Source organism: Ralstonia chuxiongensis, from assembly GCF_024158925.1.
In the GTDB taxonomy this organism is placed as follows: domain Bacteria; phylum Pseudomonadota; class Gammaproteobacteria; order Burkholderiales; family Burkholderiaceae; genus Ralstonia; species Ralstonia chuxiongensis.
Window position 1 is genome coordinate 655951 of sequence record NZ_JAMYWC010000002.1, and the last position, 16995, is coordinate 672945.

Genomic DNA, 16995 nt, shown 5'->3' on the forward strand with positions numbered 1-16995 from the left:
GAGGCGTTACCGGTCGAGCACGAGCCGCACCGAGAGCGGGCCATTGGTGCCCTGCGGGCGGTCAAGATCGAGCCGACGGATGCCGACCTTGGCGCCGTCGGCATTATTGCCGTCGTCAGTCCAAGCGACGTAGTGGACAGTCCAGCCATTCTGCTCAATGGTTTCGGGGCGCGATTGGGCGTCACGTGCCACGCGTGCCGGTGTGCCGGGAGCGGGGCGGGCGCGCAGCCAGTCGCGCAGGCCCGAGACCGGCAGCGAAAAGCCGAGCGCATCCTGCATCAGCGCGTCGACTTCGGGGGCGCGGCGCGGCGGCTGGTTCGGCAGTTCGAGCGTGGCGCCCTGGTTGCTCTGGCTGACGATGGCCAGCGTCTGGCCCAGCGGCGACATCAGCTCAAGCTGCACGTCGGGTCCGCGCTCACGCCAGAGGAAGCTGCCGACGGCGCTTTGCTCGGCATTGTTCTGCGTGTAATGGGCTGAAAAGCGACCCTGATAGCGCGTGATGGTGGCATCGGCGTCTTGCGCGCCGGCGAAAAGATCGTTGGCTGGCCGCAAGTTTGCACAGCCGCTGAACAGCGCGCAGCCAGCGCCGAGCATCAGCGCGCCAAGCGCGCGCGTGAACCGCATCGCCATCAATTTGCGCTCACGGGAACATTGGGCACCGGCTGGCCGAAGCGGCGCAGCGTGTCGCGCAGCGTGGTGTCGTTCACGTCCAGCTTGGACGCTTCGGTCCAGACCTGGCGCGCGTCGTCCTGCTTGCCCGATTGCCACAGCACTTCGCCCAGGTGCGCGCCGATTTCGGCTTGCGGGGCGGCAGCCCACGCCTTGCGCAGGATATCTGTGGCGGCGGGCAGATCGCCGCGACGGTATTTGACCCAGCCCAGGCTGTCGGCAATGTAGGGATCATCCGGCGCCAGCGACACGGCTTTCTCCAGCAGCTCCTGCGCTTCCTGCAGGCGCACATTGCGATCGGCCAGCGAGTAGCCGAGCGCGTTGTAGCCGATGGCTTGGCCGGGGCGCAGGTCGATCACCTTGCGCAGCAGCGTTTCCATGTTGTCGTAGTGCCCGTCGTGCTCTTCGAGCATCGCCAGTTGGTACGTGTATTCGACGTTGTCCGGATCGCTCTTGAGCAGCTCGTTGACGCGGGCGCGGGCGCGGCCGTAAGCCTTGGCGTCCATCAGCATGCCAATTTCTGCCTGGCGGATGCCGTCCATCAGGGCCTGGCGGCGCGGGCCATCGGGCACGTCTTCGGAATCGGCGACGAGCTCGTCGAAGGTCTGCTGTGCCTCGTCGATGCGGCGCAGCTTGCCGAGCAGCTGGCCGCGCTTGATGCCCGCTGCCAGTGCGGTCTGGCCATCGGCGTCGCCGTTGGCGGAACCAGTGATCTTGTCGACCCAGCCCAGCGCGGCGGCGTAGTCGTGCTTTTCTTCAGCCAGCTGGGCGAGGCCCTGGTAGCCAGGTTCGGGGCTCAGCGTGGGCGACTTGGCGGTGACGGCGACGTATTCCTTCAGATAACGCTCGGCGTCGTCGTATTGACGCTGCTGCAGGTTCAGCAGGCCCAGGGCAAGCGTGATGCGCGCATCGTTGGGCGCGATCTTCTTGAGCGCTTCGAATTCAGCGCGCGCCTTGTCTTGCTGATTGCGCATGAGGTACATGCGGGCGAGCGTCAGATGGCCGTCGATGGACGCTGGCGCGGCTTTCAGGAAGCTGCGCAGGCCGGCGATGGCGGCATCGGGGTCGCCATCGGCACGCAGTTCGGCAGCGAGGATGGCGGCATCTTCATAACCGGGGCGCAGCTTGAGCGCGGCGTCCAGGTCCGTCAGCGCGCCGGGGACATCCTTGGCGGCAACCTTCGCGCGGGCCAACGCCAGATGCGTTTCGGGGCGCTGCATGTCATGCGAGGCGATACGCTGCAGTGCGCCTACGGCACCCGCCGGATCGCTGCTCTTGGACATCTGCTGCTGCAATTGCAGCAGGGCATCGGCACGCTGGCCGGGCGAGACCTTGTTCAACTGCGCTTGCAGTAGCGGTTCGACTTCCGGCCACTGGCCCGTGGCAACCAGCAGGAGTTGCTGCACCTGGCGTGCCGGCATGGACGTCGGTGATAGCTCCACCCATAGGCGCGCGGCGGTCAGCGCTTGCGCGGGGGAGCGTGTCAGAAATGCGATTTCCGTGGCGCGCTGGGCAAAGCGGGGGTCGCGCGTCTCCTGTGCGAGGGAGAGGTAGGTGCGGTACGCCGGTTCGACCAGCCCGCGCTGCAGCGACACTTCAGATGCCAGCACGCGGTACATGATGTCTTCAGTGAGCGCGACGCGCGGCAGATCAGTGCGCTCCGAACTCAGTAGACCAGTGCGCGGGCGCGAGCGCTCAATCTGGATGGCTGCGCGGCCGCCTGTGCCGCTTTCCTGCGCCACTTGGGCAATGAGCGGTGCACTGGCAGCCGACTGCGACGACCAGGCCGGCAGGCTCATCAGCCCTCCCGCCACCAGCGCGGCCAGGAGGGCCGTTCGGCTGCGCGGAAATCGCTGCGGGCGTTGCATCGCAGGCGAACGGGAGAGGGCGTGAGGCATGGTCTCGAAGCTCCGGATAAGGGTTCAGGGCATTGTAGCCTGACCGCTACAATCGCCCGCATCGTAAAGAAGGTTGGAGCAGCACATGGGATGGAGGTTCGATGCCTGAGTTGCCGGAGGTCGAGGTCACTCGCCTGGGTTTGCTACCGCATATTACGGGGCGACGTATTGTGCGCGCCGTGGTGCGCCATCACGGCTTGCGCTGGCCTATTGATCCGGCGTTGCCGGAGTTGCTCGCGGGCCTCACTGTCACGCGCTTGCTGCGCCGGGGTAAATACCTGCTCATCGAATGCATGCCCGCGGTAAGCCAATCCGCAAGCCACGCCGATGCCGCAGGCGGCTGGCTGTTGATCCACCTGGGCATGACCGGCACGTTGCGCGTGCTGGAGGCGCCCGTGCTGCCCGGCCCACACGATCACGTCGATATCGAGCTTGCCGACGCAACTGGCGTACGCATCACACTGCGCTATCGAGACCCGCGCCGCTTTGGTGCCGTGCTTTGGCACGCCGGGGACGAAGCCGGCTTGGCCGAACACCCGCTGCTGCGCAATCTCGGCATTGAGCCGTTCGATGCGCGATTCGACGGCGACTGGATGTTTGCCCGCACGCGGGGGCGCCGGGTTGCCATCAAGTCGGCGCTGTTGGCAGGCGACATCGTGGTCGGCGTGGGCAATATTTATTGTTCGGAGAGTCTGTTCCGCGCCGGTATCCGGCCGACCACGGCGGCGGGCCGCATCAGCCGGCCACGCTATGCGGCGCTGGCCGAGGCCATTCGCGCCACGCTGGCCGATGCCATCGCACGGGGCGGCAGCACGCTGCGCGATTTTGTCGGGTCAGACGGACAGAGCGGCTACTTCCAGCTCGAAGCCTTCGTTTACGACCGCGCTGGTCTGCCGTGCCGCGTGTGCGGCACGCCGATCCGCCAGATTGTCCAGGGGCAGCGCTCCACTTTCTACTGCCCGACCTGCCAGCGCTGATCGGCCTGCCAAGGGCATCGAAAGCCGCCTGAAAACGTGGTGCTGGAGCGATCTGGCCGCCATTTCGCAAGGTTTTTGAAGTGGGGTGTCCGGCCGCCGATGGCATCCCGCAACACTTGTCTGCCCGGGCTGGAGAACCTTGCGGAAAGTTCGCCCGGAAGCTGGCGGTTCGCTGTATCGTTCCACCTAAATTTGTGCATTTCTGTGCCGTAATTGGGCGGAACAGCGATGTCGAGGGGCGCGCGCATTTTTCTTTGCGGTCGGGTCGCGCACACAATAAGACAGAACGATGAACAACACACTGAGCACACAGTTCGAGCAGTACAGCGCCTGGCGCGCTTCGGTACTGCAGTCGGTGGGGGAATTCCAGGACTGGCTGCAAGCGCAGGAGCTGTATGACGCCCAGGCTGACATGCGCGCGCAGCGCATCCGCGGCGTCCTGCGCAGCGACAAACTGAAGGTGGCCTTCATTGCCGAGTTCTCGCGCGGCAAGAGCGAACTGATCAACGCCATCTTCTTTGCGGATTTTGGCCGCCGCATTTTGCCGTCGTCGGCGGGCCGGACCACGATGTGTCCGACCGAACTGATGTACGACGACAGCTACGCGCCGTCGATCCGCCTGCTGCCGATCGAGACGCGTCTGCATGATGCATCGACGGCCGATTTTCGCGATGCGGGCAGCCACTGGCTGTCAGTGCCGCTCGATCCGTCGTCGCCCGAGGGCATGCTCGAAGCGTTCCGCCACGTGGTGGAAACCGTGCGTGTGCCCAAGGAAGAAGCTGAACAACTGGGTCTCTATAACGACGCCGATCCTGACGCCGCGTTCTCGGTGGATGCCGCAGGCACGGTCGAAGTGTCGAAGTGGCGTCACGCGATCATCAATTTCCCGCACCCGATGCTCAAGCAGGGGCTGGTGATTCTGGATACGCCGGGCCTGAACGCCATCGGTACCGAGCCGGAACTGACGCTGCGCCTGATTCCCGATGCGCATGTCGTCGTGTTCGTGCTGGCAGCGGATGCCGGCGTGACCAAGAGCGACCTGGAGCTGTGGCGCTCGCACGTGGGCGGCGGCCAGCGCAAGGGCTGCATCGCGGTGCTAAACAAGGTCGATGGCCTGTGGGATCCGCTCAAGTCCGAAGAGGAAGTCGAGAACGAAGTCAGCCGCCAGATCATGACGACGGCGCAGGTGCTCGATATCGATGTCGAGCGCGTGTATCCGGTGTCGGCGCAGAAGGGTCTGGTGGCCAAGGTCAGTCATGACCATGAGCTGCTGGCCAAGAGCCGGCTGCCGGAGCTGGAGTCGGTGCTGTCGGATCAGCTGATTCCGCAGCGTCGCGAGATCGTGACCGAGCAGGTTCAACTGGCCGTGAAGGACATGGCCACCGGCGCGCAGCAACTGCTGCAGATGCGCCGCCGCGACATCGTCGAGCAGTTGTTCGAGCTGCGCGGCCTGCGCGGCAAGAACCACACGATGGTCAAGCACATGCTGATGCGCGTGCAGGGCGAGAAGGAAGAGTTCGAGCAGAGCATCGCCAAGTTTCAGGCGCTGCGTACGGTGTTCGGCCGCCACAGCGCGGAGATCATCAAGAGTGTGCAACTCAAGCAGATCCGCTCGACGATGCGCGAAGCACGCGAGAAGATGAAGGAGCGCGTGTTCTCGCGCGGCCTGCGCGACGACATGGACAAGCTCTTCGGCCACCTGACGGGCCTGGTGCGAGATGCCGCCAACCGCATCGACCAACTGCACCAGATGGTCGATGGCATGTACAAGAAGTTCAACGCCGAGCACGGCTTCACGCTGTCGCCGCCGCTGCGCTTCCTGGGCACGCGCTATGACGCCGATCTGAAAGAAACGCTGATGCTCGCGCACAACCACTTTGGCGCGTTCAGCTTCCTGACCCGTCCGAAGCCGCAACTCGTGCATGGTGCGTTCTCGACGGTGGCCAGCCGCGTGCTGGATACCTTCCAGGACATGAACCGCGACATCGAGATCTGGCTGAAGTCGGTCATGACGCCGCTCGAAGCGCAGGTGCGCGATCACCAGAAGCAACTGCGCAAGCGTGTCGATTCGATCGAGCGCATTCACGAGGCGACCGATACGCTGGAAGCGCGCATTACTGAACTCGAAGCGCTGCTCAATACGCTGGATGAGCGCAGCGGCACGATAGCCCAGTACACCGATCGCATTCTCGCGGCCGGAACGATTCTGGAGCGGCAGTCATTCGCGGCCTGACGCGCATCGCTGGTCACGGAGAAGGCGCCTGAGGGCGCCTTTTTTGTTCTGGTAGGATCGCCGCCAGCGCGCATCTTCTGCTCGCCGCTTCCCCATCACACGCATGACCGCCACCCCTCGCCGCACGCGCCGCGCCGCGCAACCTGCTGCCGTATTGCCTTCGCTCCCCGATGATTTTGCCGTGCGCGTCATCGCATGGCAGCAGCGTCATGGCCGCCACCATTTGCCGTGGCAGAACACCGGCGACGCATATCGCACGTGGCTGTCAGAGATCATGCTGCAGCAGACGCAGGTGAGCGCGGTGCTGGGCTATTACGCACGCTTCATCGAGCGCTTCCCGACCGTGCAGGCGCTGGCCGCTGCGCCTGCAGACGACGTGATGGCTGCGTGGGCCGGCCTCGGCTATTACACGCGCGCGCGCAACTTGCATCGCTGCGCGCAGATCGTGGTGGCGGAGCACGGCGGCATCTTCCCGCGCGATCCCGACGTGTTGGCGACGCTGCCGGGCATCGGCCGCTCGACCGCGGCGGCCATCGCAGCGTTTTCGTACGGCGTGCGCGCGGCCATTCTGGATGGCAACGTCAAGCGCGTGTTTGCGCGTGTGTTCGGCATCGATGGCTTTCCTGGCGACAAGCGCGTGGAAGACACCATGTGGCGCATCGCTGAAGCCGTGCTGCCGCCAGCCAAAGGCATTCAGCCGTACACGCAGGGTTTGATGGACCTGGGAGCCACCGTCTGCACGCGCGGCAAACCGGCATGCCTGACCGGCGAACGCGCCTGTCCGCTCGAATCGCTATGCGAAGCGCGTAGTGCCGATCGCGTGATGGAATTGCCCGTGCCGCGCCCGCGTAAGGCGATACCCGAACGGGCCGCGACGCTCGTCATCGCACTGCACGCTGACGCGGTCTTGCTGCAGCGTCGGCCGCAACGGGGCATCTGGGGTGGATTGTGGTCTTTGCCGCTGGTGGGCGAGATGGACGACGCGCTCGACGCGCATCCGTTGGATGCGGGCACCGTGCGTCGTGCCGCGCAGGCATATGGCGCGGTCTCGACCGTGGAAATGGCAGGCGCGCTCACGCACACCTTTACGCACTTCCGCCTGCATATGCACCTGCTGCGCGCGGACGTCACCATGCCCGTCGCGCTCAATGATGACTGGCGCTGGATACCGCTCGCGCAACTCAATTCGGTGGGATTGCCTGCGCCGGTGAAGTTGGCGCTGGAGACGCTGGTGCAGCCAAGCCTGATCTAGCCAGTTCGGCCGGGCTTGGCTGATACGGCATCACAGAATGTGATGCTGCTTCATGTAGCGATGGACGATCTCGATGCGCATGCCGGCATCCATCAGTTCCATCAACTTCTGCTTGGCTTTGAGCGGCACCGGCAGCAGTTCACAAAGTCGATTTGCGACCCAGCTGGGGCTGGTCCACTCATAGGGTTCCGCCATCGGGACGTTGCCATCTTCGCGTGATCCGAGCGTGGTGATGATGCGGCGCAGGGCGCCCACGCAATCGTCGAAAAGTTCGCCCTTGCAGTCTTCCACGTCCTGGCCGATGGGCTCGACCGTGCCGCGCATGAGGCCGTCGGGCGTAGTCTCGAACGAAAGCACCTTGAAGCGCTGCGTGCCGCGCACCTTGATCATGAGCAGGCCGAGTTGCTCCATGTCGCATTCGACGATGTGGGCGATGCAGCCCACGTCGACCGGTACGGTTGGGCCATCCGTGGCGGCAACTTCGTTGCCGCGCTCGATCAGGCAGACACCGAACGGCGTCTTGTCGCGCAGGCACGTGCGCACCATGTCGATGTAGCGGGCTTCGAAAATGCGTAGCGGGAGAAGGCCGCCGGGAAACAGCACCGTGTGCAACGGAAACAGCGGCAGCTCGGTGGGCAGCGGTGGCAGCGGCGAGAACGGTGAGAGAGCGATGTCTTCTTGCATGGACGGGCTTTCAGCAGACGGCGGCAAGACTTTCGCGTGGCGCCGCGCAAGAAGCCGCATCCAATGAGGCTGGCCAACGCGCTCGGTGTGTCTGGCGCGCAGTTCAGCCGTCTACGGCCAATTCGCGGTGGCGGACCAACACATTACCATGCGCGCGGAAGTACGTGGCAAGCCGTTCTGCGATGTACACCGAACGATGCTGGCCGCCCGTGCAGCCGATCGCGACGGTCAGGTAGCTGCGGTTGTCGGCGATGAAACTCGGCAACCACTTTTCCACGTAGGCGCGAATATCCTCTGCCATTGCAAGGACCATCGGCTGGCTTTGCAGGAAATCGATGACAGGCTGGTCGCGCCCGGTGAGTGGGCGCAGTTGCGTGTCGTAGTACGGGTTGGGCAGCGAACGCACGTCGAAGACGAGATCGGCGTCGGTCGGCACGCCATGCTTGAAGCCGAACGATTCGAACATCAACGTGATGTCATGCGGCTCGTCGCTGATGAATTCCTTGATGTACGCGCGCAGGGCGTTTGTGCGCAGCGTGCTGGTGTCGATGCGATGGGCCGGATCAGCAAGCGGGCTCAGCAGCTCGCGTTCCATTTCGATCGCTTCGATGAGCGAGGTGTCCAGGCCCTTGGCGGCCGCTTGCACGTTTGCGGCGGTGTCAGGGCGGCCGTTACGGATCGACAGCGGATGCCGACGGCGCGTCTCGGAATAGCGCTGCACCAGCGCGTTCGTGCTTGCTGTCAGGAAGAGCATGCGCACGTCGTGTTCCTTGCGCAGCACGGTGACCGTCTCGGGCACCTTGCGCAGCGATTCACGGCTGCGGATGTCAGTGGCCACGCCCAGATGCGTATAACCCTGGTCCGCCAGATAGCGCGCCAGTTCGGGGATGAACTGCGCGGGCAGGTTGTCGACGCAGTAGTAACCTGCGTCTTCGAGCACGTTCAGGGCGACCGATTTCCCTGAACCCGACATACCGGTGATGAGAATGATCCGCATGCCGCGAGGATAGCATCCCTGTATTGCAAAGCAGCGACCAGTAAAAAAGGCGACCGATCTGGCCGCCTTTTTTTACGAAGCTAAAGGAATGCTCAGCCCTTCGAGAGGCACTCTTTCTGGGCGTTCTTGTAGGCGTCGCCCTTCTTGCCCTTGTTGGCCTTAGAGCAGGCCGCCATCTTTTCCTGCTGCGTCATCGGCTTAGCGGCTGCGGCCGGCTTGTCAGACAGACAGCCTTTCATGAAAGCCTTGCGCTCGTCGCCCTTCTTGCCGGCGGCGTCCATGTTGCATTGCTTCATCTTTTCTTGCTGCGAATTCTTGGCTGCCGGAGCGGTTGCAGGTGCGGCCGGCGCGGCTGCCGGTGCGCTGCCTTGGGCGAAAACCTGGCCAGCCAGGAACGGGAGCGCGAGGGCGCAAGCGGCAAACAGTTGTTTCATCGTCGTGTTCTCCTTGGGTACCGTCAGAAGAGCGGGCGAAGACGGCCGCCGCGCTCGCGATGAACGCCGCCGCGTGCGTGCTCGGCGCATTCCCTCCCACAACGGAGAGGTCGCATGTCAGGTTGACGTTTCGTAACGAAAACTAGGGTAAAACCGGCCCGATAGCGAAACTTTGTGGCGACTTTGTTAAAGCAGGCGACCCTGAGGCGAGTGCGAGGCAGCTTCGGCCTGCATGGCGGCGCGCTGGCGGTCCATGAAGTCGCGCAGCGTATCGATGCCGCGCAAGCGCAGGATCGTGTTGCGCACGGCCGCCTCGACCAGCACGGCCAAGTTGCGGCCCGCCGCCACCTGGATCTTCACCATGTGGATCGGCAAGCCGAGCACATCGAGGTACTGCGAATCCAGTGGCAGGCGCTCGAACTCGCCATCGTTGCGGCGCACGAGCTGGACGATCAGCTTGATCTTCATCTTCCGGCGCACCGCCGTCTCACCGAAAATCGTCTTGATGTCGAGCAGGCCTAGCCCGCGCACTTCCAGCAGATTCTGCAGCAGCGGCGGGCAGCGGCCTTCGATAAAGTCCGGCCCGAGGCGAACGAAATCGACTGCGTCATCGGCCACTAGACCGTGACCGCGCGAGATCAGCTCCAGGCCCAATTCGCTTTTGCCCAGGCCAGAATCGCCCATGATCAGCACGCCCATGCCGAGGATGTCGAGAAACACCCCGTGCATCGTCACGCGCGGTGCCGAGATGCGTGACAGATACAGACGCAGATGATCAATGACCGCGGCCGACGAAATCGGCGACGTGAACAGTGGCGTGGACGAGCGGGTGCAGCGCAGTTCCAGATCGGGCGGCGGATCCACACCATCGGCCACGACCAGGAAGGGCGGCTCAAGCAGGATCAACTCGCCCATCTGCCGCTTGCGGTTTTCTTCCGACAAGCGCTGGTAATAGGTGATCTCGGGCTTGCCGAGCACCTGGATGCGATTCGGGTGGATAAGGTTCAAGTGCCCGACCAGGTCGGCAGCAGATGTCGCTTCCTTGGCGAAATCCACGTCGAACGCGCGGTCCGCGCCCTCCAGGCCGGCGACCCACGACAGCTTCAGATCAGCTGCGTTGTCGTCAAAGATCGATTGGGCGATGACGCCGGTCAGTTCCATAGCAGGGCACAGTGGTGCCGACGGGGCATAGCGCGTTCGCAATCGGTTGCGCTTGCCACCGATTGCGCTGCGATCAGGGCCGCCAGTCGGTCAGTAGCTGGTGAATCGCCTCGGGCGACGGCAGGGTGGCGAGGCCTTCGCGCATGTCTCGGTCGGACAGCAACTGGGCGATTTCAGAGAGGATTTCCAGATGCTGCTGGGTGGCCTGTTCGGGCACCAGCAAAAAGATCAGCAACGAGACGGGTTTGCCGTCCGGTGACTCAAAAGGCACCGGCTCCGATAGGCGCATGAATGCAGCCAGCGGTTGCTTGAGCCCCTTGATACGGCCATGCGGGATCGCCACGCCGGCGCCCAGACCCGTGGAACCAAGCGACTCGCGCGCAAACAGGTTGTCGGTGACGACTGCGCGCGTCACGCCGTGGTTGTTCTCGAACAGCAGGCCGGCCTGTTCAAATACCCGCTTTTTGCTGGTTACGCTGACGTCAAGGGCAATGTTCCCGGGCGGCAGCAGTTTGGCCAAGCGATTCATGTGCAATGCGTGAAATGAGCGGCGTCCTTCTGCACCAAGATGGCGCGCGGACAATGGGGTCATTATAGACCACGTGCCGCGCGGCTTTGTGCGGCGCACCAGCGGCGCACCGCGTAGGGCAGAGAAGCGAATCCCCCAGGGGCTGCGATCAGCCGATGCCGGCAATGTGCGCGCGGCATCGACCCTGTTTTTGCCAGCATCGCGCCAAAAACCGCGCCACGCCAGCATTCATACTTTCGTCAGATTTTAGCCCGACTTAAATCCGTTGCAATCGGATTCGTCACGAATGCACCACGGCATAAAAAAACCGCGCCAACTTGGGGCGCGGTTTTTGCGGTGCCGTCCTGCTATTGCTGCATCTGCACGGCCTGGAGGGCTTGGTGCTTCATGCTGTCACGATCGTGCCCTTGCACGCGGTCCTTGTACTTGATCACTTGCCTGTCCAGTTTATCGACGAGTAGGTCGATGGCCGCATAAAGATCTTCATGGTGTGATTCGACGAAGACGTCCTTACCCTTGAGGTGCAAGTTGATTTCCGCGTACTGACGCCGATCCTTCTCCTTGTGGTTATCGACCGATAGCAACACGCTGACGCCAATCACCTGATCGAAGTGCCTGATCACACGCTCCAGTTTCGTTTCCACGTACTCACGCAAAGCGGGCGTGATGTCCAGGTGGTGTCCACTGAGTTTGAAGTTCATAGCGGTTCTCCTTCTCAAGATGAGCCGCACCGGAACTGCCCGCGATGCGGCTATAAAGACTTGCGCAAATTCACTGCAGGGATCTTGAGGGCTTCGCGGTATTTGGCCACCGTCCGACGGGCCACCACGAATCCTTGTTCACCTAACAGCTCGGCAATTCTGCTATCGGACAGAGGATTCTTCGGGTCTTCGGCTCCTACAAGTTGCTTGATGAGCGCGCGTATCGCAGTGGATGACGCAGCCCCGCCGGTTTCCGTCGATACATGGCTGCCGAAGAAGTACTTCAACTCGAACGTCCCCATCGGGGTCGCCATGTATTTGTTGGTTGTCACACGGGAGATCGTGGACTCGTGTAGACCCAGTGTATCGGCTATTTCCCGCAAAACCAAGGGGCGCATGGCGATTTCGCCGTGCGTGAAGAAGCTCTTTTGACGCTCGACAATGGCTTGCGAGACACGCAGGATCGTATCGAAGCGCTGCTGAATGTTCTTGATCAGCCAACGTGCTTCCTGCAGCTTCTGCTGCAGATTGGCGGCCCCCGATTCACCGCGGCTGCCGCGCAGGATTTGCGCGTACATGTCGTTGATGCGCAGGCGCGGCATGACATCGGGGTTCAGTTGCGCCATCCAGCCAGCGCTCGTTTTGCGCACGATCACGTCAGGCACTACGAAATCCGCCTCAGCGCGGCCGAATGCATGACCCGGGAACGGTGTCAGTGAACGAATCAGCTCATGCGCTGCTTTCAGTGCGGGTTCGTCGACGGACAGTGCCTTCTTCAGACGCGTGTAGTCGCGCGCGGCCAGCAGTTCGAGATGCTGATTGACGATGATGAGCGCCAGCGCTTTCGCAGGCGAATCGAGCCGATGCAATTGCAGTGACAGGCATTCAGCAGCTGAACGCGCGCCGACGCCAGGCGGGTCGAAGCTCTGCAGCATGCGCAGGGCGGCTTGCAGTTCGTCGAGTTCGACTTCGAGTTCGGCGGGCAGATCCGCGAGGATTTCATCGAGCGTGCCCGAGAGATAACCTTCGTCGTCGAGCGATTCGATCAGGAAGATGACGAGGCCCTTGTCGAGCATCGACAGCTTGAGCGGCGCGAGTTGCTCCATGAGGAATTCGCGCAGGCTTTGTTCGGCTTCGCGCAACTGCAGCGGGGCGCGGTCGTCTTCGTCGGATTGCGGTTTGCGGGCGAAGTCGTCAAGGCTCCAGTCGGAGCGGTCGGAGCCGTAATCGCTGTCGAAATCGGCGCCGCTGTCGTGACCGTTCTCGTAGCTGCTGTCTGAGCTGTTGCTGCTGTCGGCACCGTTCGGTGCGGGCGGGGGCGATTCGGTGGGTAGGGGCGTGGCGCTGTTGCTTTGCAGTGCGTTCACGGAGCCGTCCGCGCCAATGCGCGCGGAGGTGTCGAGCCACTCATTTTCCCGCTCCAGCAGCGGGTTCTCGGTCAGGGCCTGCTCAACTTCTTGCTGCAGTTCGATGGTCGATAACTGCAGCAGTCTGATCGATTGCTGCAACTGCGGCGTGAGCGCGAGATGCTGGGAGAGACGGAGCTGGAGCGACTGTTTCATGCGGGCTATTCTATGCCCAACACTCGGTCGATGGAACGGATTTTGCTTTAAGGTGCGGCTTTGCCACGTCCTTAAGGCGTAAGCGTGCAGCGTGGCTTACATTCGGAAGTTATCGCCCAGATACACCTTGCGTACATCCTCGTTTTCGATGATCTGTTCCGGCATGCCTGCAGCCAGCACGGTGCCTTCGCTGATGATGTACGCGTGATCGCAGATGCCCAGCGTTTCTCGCACGTTGTGATCGGTGATCAGCACGCCGATATTGCGGTCTTTCAGGAAGCTGACGATGCGTTGAATCTCGCCCACCGCGATCGGATCGACGCCGGCAAACGGTTCATCGAGCAGGATGAAGCGCGGCGACGAGGCCAGCGCGCGGGCAATCTCCACGCGGCGGCGTTCACCACCCGAGAGCGACAGCGCAGGGTTGTCGCGCAGGTGGGCGATCTGCAAGTCGTCGAGCAGGCCATCGAGGCGGCGGTTGACTTCGTCTTGCGAGAGCTTCTTGCCGTTCTGTTCCTGCAGCTCGAGCACCGCGCGGATGTTTTCTTGCACGTTGAGCTTGCGGAACACCGACGCTTCCTGCGGTAGATACGACAGGCCCATGCGCGCACGCTGGTGGATTGGCAAGCGGCTGATGTGTTCGCCGTCGAGCACGATGTCGCCGGCGTCCAGCGCTACCAGGCCGACGATCATGTAGAAGGAGGTCGTCTTGCCCGCGCCGTTGGGGCCGAGTAGGCCGACCACTTCGCCACTTTTAACGTCAAGCGACACGTCCTTGACCACCGTGCGCGTGCCGTAGCGCTTCTTCAGATGGCGGACGACCAGCGTGCTGGAAGTCGTGGCCTGCGGCGCTGCAGTTTTGGGGGCGAGGGTGGTGGCAGACATAAGCGAAACAGAAAAGACAGGCGGTGCGGATCAGGGCTTGGCGGCCGGGCTGGATGCCGGCGCGGCAGGCGTGCTTGTGCGCGGTGCGAGAACGGCGCGCACGCGGCCCGACGGGTTGGCGGAGGTGGCGTTTTCCGCGCCGCCCGAGGCCGTGTAGAACTCCTTCTGACCGTCGTACGTGATGACCGCGCCGCGGATTTCGTCGAGCTGCGTCGCGCCTTGCAGGCGCTCCATGCGTGCGCGGGTGATCAGCTTGGAAATCTCTTGCTTGCCGTCGTATTCGATGCGCTCGCCCCAACCCTGGATGTATTCGTCGACGTTGTCCCGCTTCTGGCGAATGAAGGCGAGATTGCCGGGCTTGGATGTGGCGACAGCGTAGTTGTAGCCCTCGGGATCGGTCCGCAGATCGGCCTCGTCTGAGCGCAGCACCATGGTGCCCTTGGTCAGCACTACGTTGCCGGTCAAGTGGTAGACCTGCTTCAGATCGTCGTAGCTGGCGTTGTCGGCTTCGAGCACGAGCGGCTTGTCGCGGTCGGCGCGCTCGGCGTGCGCGGGCAGGGCCGGGAGCAGCAGCGCAGCGAGGATGGCGAGGCCGGCAGCACGGAGGGAATCAGTCATGGGGATCACGTCGGAGAAGGGCGCGGTCGGTGGGCGTAGTCAGGTGTCGGGGGCAGAGTTTACTGCTTTGGCGCCCCAAGCCCTTCGATTCGGCCGCGCACATTGCCCAGCAATTGTACTTGGCGCGTCACGTTGTTGAAGGTGAGGCCGTTGGCGTTCATGATCGACGGCCCCCGGTGCAGCTCGACCGGCTTGTCGGTGCGCACGATGTCGTCGTTGAGCAGCACCTGGAAGTACGTCGAGTCGGCCGTCATCAGCGGGTCCTGGCGGGCGTCGGGGCCCTGCGCGCGGATGACCTTGGCGTTGTTGTACAGATCGATGATGGTGCCGTCGCCGTTCATCTTGCCGAGGTCTGCACGGGCGGTGACCTGCGGGCGGTCGGGCGCATACACGCGCAGCGCGGGATACGTGACGTCGTAGGTCAGGTCATCCTCATAGTGATTCATGTGGACGCCGGTGAAGCGGTATTTGGTCGTGCCGGTCTCGTCCAGGGCGGTGGCCGAGATGCCGTCCATCGTGTAGTCGGCGATGTGGCGCTTGGGCTGGGTGGCGGCTTCGTCGGTTTGAGGCGTATTGACCTGCACGAGCAGGAACGTGACGCCGCAGACGATCGCCATCAGCAGAATGGGCAGCCCGCGCAGCATGACCTGCAGCACGGTGGAGACGAGGCGTTGGGAGCGTTCGCTGGCCATGGAGTCAGAAGGATTGCGGGGCCTGCAGCAGTTGCGCAAGCAGGTCGTCGTAGGCGCCTTGGGCCTTGAGGATCAGATCGGCGACTTCGCGCACTGCGCCGCGTCCGCCCGTGGCCTGGGCTACATAGTGGGCGCGGCTGCGCAGTTCGGCATGGGCCTGGGCGGGGCAGGCGGTAAAGCCCACCATCGTCATCACCGGAAGGTCGGGCCAGTCGTCGCCCATGTAGCCGGCGTCGGTGGCCTGAAGTTGCGTGGCGGCCAACAAATGGGCAAATGCCTCGCGCTTGTCGGATACGCCTTGGTACAGATGTTCGATGCCGAGTTCCCCGGCGCGCCAGGCCACGATCTCGGATTGCCGTCCGCTAATGATGGCCGGCATGACGCCGGCCTGTGCCAGAAGCTTGATGCCGTGGCCGTCGAGCGTGTCGAACGCCTTGCTGATTTCACCCTCAGGGCCGACCAGCAGGCGGCCGTCGGTCAGCACGCCATCCACATCGAACACCATCAGACGCACGCGCGCGGCGCGTTCCATTGCCTGCGGAAAGCGAGCGTCGATGTTGCTGTGGACTGGATCGGCCGGGGTGGTCATCAGCAGCGTGGGCGGGTCAGATGACCTTGGCCCGCGTCAGGTCGTGGATGTGCAGGGCGCCGACCAGCAGGCCGGCGGCATCGACCACCAGCAACTGGTTGATGCGGTGCGTTTCCATGACTTCGACGGCTTCAACAGCGAGCTGGTCGGGGCCGACCGAGCGCGGGTTGCTGTGCATGACCTCGTGGATGGGCACTGTGCGCCAGTCGCGCGGGGTTTCGAGCAGGCGGCGCAGGTCTCCGTCGGTGAACACGCCCACGGCGCGGCCTTGCGCATCGACCACGGCGGTCATCGCCATGCCCTTGCGGGTGATTTCCATCAGCGCTTGCGACAGCGGCGTGTCTTGGTTCACGCGGGGGATGGCGTCGCCGGCGCGCATGACGTCACGCACGTGCGTCAGCAGCTTGCGGCCGAGCGAGCCGCCCGGATGCGAGCGCGCGAAGTCTTCGGCACCGAAACCGCGTGCGTCGAGCACGGCCACAGCCAGCGCATCGCCCAGCGCGATCTGCGCAGTGGTGCTGGCGGTGGGAGCGAGGTTCAGCGGGCAGGCTTCGACATCGACATGCGAGTTGAGCACCACGTCGGCGTGCTTGCCGAGCGAGGACGCCGGGTTCCCCGTGACGGCGATCAGCTTGGCGCCCATCCGCTTGACCAGCGGCAGGATGACGTTCAGCTCCGACACTTCGCCGGAATTGGAAAAGCCAATGAAAACGTCGTCGCGGGTGACCATGCCGAGATCGCCATGGCTGGCTTCGGCCGGGTGCACAAAGAAGGCTGGTGTGCCGGTTGAGGCCAGCGTGGCGGCAATCTTCCGGGCGACATGGCCGGATTTGCCCATGCCGGACACAACGACGCGGCCAGTGCAGCCAAGCACCATTTCGACCGCGCGCGCAAAGTCGGCGGACACCTGGGTTTTGAGGCCGAGTACGGCTTGCGCTTCGATGTCGAAGGTTTGCTGCGCCAGCGCAAGCGCTCGATCCGGATTGAAATTCGCTATCATGGCGGCGAAGTATAACAACGATTGACACTGGCCCTGATTGGCTGCCGTTCGTTCTGGCATTGCATTTGGGCTGGCTTTGCGGGGAGTCGCGGGGCGTGCGGGCGCTCCGTTTTG

The 16995-nt window shown here is 63.5% G+C and carries 17 protein-coding genes; 3 read left to right on the plus strand and 14 right to left on the minus strand.

Annotation, left to right across the window (positions count from 1 at the left end):
- Positions 1-6: 6 nt before the first annotated feature.
- Both lolB and NKG59_RS07750 read right to left on the minus strand, forming a co-directional pair.
- A complete protein-coding gene (gene lolB, locus NKG59_RS07745) occupies positions 7-630 on the minus strand; it encodes a lipoprotein insertase outer membrane protein LolB (protein WP_253536217.1) in 624 nt (207 codons plus the stop codon).
- Positions 630-2567, minus strand: coding sequence for a tetratricopeptide repeat protein (locus tag NKG59_RS07750; RefSeq protein WP_253536218.1), 1938 nt, complete (start codon positions 2565-2567; stop codon positions 630-632). The genes lolB and NKG59_RS07750 overlap by 1 nt, the downstream gene beginning before the upstream one ends.
- Positions 2568-2668: 101 nt before the next feature.
- Between NKG59_RS07750 and mutM the strand changes: the two genes are divergently transcribed.
- The 3 genes from mutM to mutY all read left to right on the plus strand — a co-directional run bounded on the left by mutM (position 2669) and on the right by mutY (position 7029).
- Positions 2669-3544: a bifunctional DNA-formamidopyrimidine glycosylase/DNA-(apurinic or apyrimidinic site) lyase gene (gene mutM, locus NKG59_RS07755; RefSeq protein ID WP_253536219.1), complete on the plus strand. Its 876-nt coding sequence runs from the start codon at positions 2669-2671 to the stop codon at positions 3542-3544.
- Positions 3545-3833: 289 nt separating this feature from the next.
- Positions 3834-5777, plus strand: coding sequence for a dynamin-like GTPase family protein (locus NKG59_RS07760; RefSeq protein WP_253536220.1), 1944 nt, complete (start codon positions 3834-3836; stop codon positions 5775-5777).
- A 103-nt stretch (positions 5778-5880) separates the two neighbouring features.
- Positions 5881-7029: an A/G-specific adenine glycosylase gene (gene mutY / locus NKG59_RS07765; protein ID WP_253536221.1), complete on the plus strand. Its 1149-nt coding sequence runs from the start codon at positions 5881-5883 to the stop codon at positions 7027-7029.
- Between the two features lie 30 nt (positions 7030-7059).
- On the opposite strand, the gene NKG59_RS07770 is transcribed toward mutY, so the two are convergent.
- The 12 genes from NKG59_RS07770 to NKG59_RS07825 all read right to left on the minus strand — a co-directional run bounded on the left by NKG59_RS07770 (position 7060) and on the right by NKG59_RS07825 (position 16881).
- Entirely contained in the window at positions 7060-7713 is a 654-nt protein-coding gene (locus NKG59_RS07770; RefSeq protein WP_253536222.1) for an LON peptidase substrate-binding domain-containing protein, read from the minus strand.
- 103 nt (positions 7714-7816) lie between these two features.
- Positions 7817-8710: an RNase adapter RapZ gene (gene rapZ / locus NKG59_RS07775; protein WP_027678304.1), complete on the minus strand. Its 894-nt coding sequence runs from the start codon at positions 8708-8710 to the stop codon at positions 7817-7819.
- 92 nt (positions 8711-8802) lie between these two features.
- A complete protein-coding gene (locus NKG59_RS07780; protein ID WP_253536223.1) occupies positions 8803-9144 on the minus strand; it encodes a PsiF family protein in 342 nt (113 codons plus the stop codon).
- Positions 9145-9330: 186 nt separating this feature from the next.
- Positions 9331-10305: an HPr(Ser) kinase/phosphatase gene (gene hprK / locus NKG59_RS07785; RefSeq protein WP_004633393.1), complete on the minus strand. Its 975-nt coding sequence runs from the start codon at positions 10303-10305 to the stop codon at positions 9331-9333.
- A gap of 73 nt (positions 10306-10378) precedes the next feature.
- The gene (gene ptsN / locus NKG59_RS07790) at positions 10379-10834 is read right to left on the minus strand and encodes a PTS IIA-like nitrogen regulatory protein PtsN (RefSeq protein ID WP_012761097.1); all 456 of its coding nucleotides are present in this window, start codon (positions 10832-10834) and stop codon (positions 10379-10381) included.
- Between the two features lie 347 nt (positions 10835-11181).
- Entirely contained in the window at positions 11182-11535 is a 354-nt protein-coding gene (hpf, locus tag NKG59_RS07795; protein ID WP_024976714.1) for a ribosome hibernation-promoting factor, HPF/YfiA family, read from the minus strand.
- A 50-nt stretch (positions 11536-11585) separates the two neighbouring features.
- Positions 11586-13097, minus strand: a complete 1512-nt coding sequence (locus tag NKG59_RS07800; RefSeq protein ID WP_253536224.1) for an RNA polymerase factor sigma-54 — start codon at positions 13095-13097, stop codon at positions 11586-11588.
- Positions 13098-13193: 96 nt separating this feature from the next.
- Positions 13194-13982, minus strand: coding sequence for an LPS export ABC transporter ATP-binding protein (gene lptB / locus NKG59_RS07805; protein ID WP_004633384.1), 789 nt, complete (start codon positions 13980-13982; stop codon positions 13194-13196).
- 30 nt (positions 13983-14012) lie between these two features.
- Positions 14013-14600, minus strand: a complete 588-nt coding sequence (lptA, locus tag NKG59_RS07810; RefSeq protein ID WP_253536225.1) for a lipopolysaccharide transport periplasmic protein LptA — start codon at positions 14598-14600, stop codon at positions 14013-14015.
- A 59-nt stretch (positions 14601-14659) separates the two neighbouring features.
- Positions 14660-15292 carry an LPS export ABC transporter periplasmic protein LptC gene (gene lptC / locus NKG59_RS07815; RefSeq protein ID WP_045202514.1) on the minus strand — a complete coding sequence of 211 codons (633 nt, stop codon included), beginning with the start codon at positions 15290-15292 and terminating at the stop codon, positions 14660-14662.
- Positions 15293-15296: 4 nt separating this feature from the next.
- Positions 15297-15881, minus strand: coding sequence for a KdsC family phosphatase (locus NKG59_RS07820; protein WP_253536226.1), 585 nt, complete (start codon positions 15879-15881; stop codon positions 15297-15299).
- 16 nt (positions 15882-15897) lie between these two features.
- On the minus strand, positions 15898-16881 hold the full coding sequence (locus tag NKG59_RS07825; RefSeq protein WP_045202517.1) for a KpsF/GutQ family sugar-phosphate isomerase: 984 nt from the start codon (positions 16879-16881) through the stop codon (positions 15898-15900).
- Positions 16882-16995 lie beyond the last annotated feature (114 nt).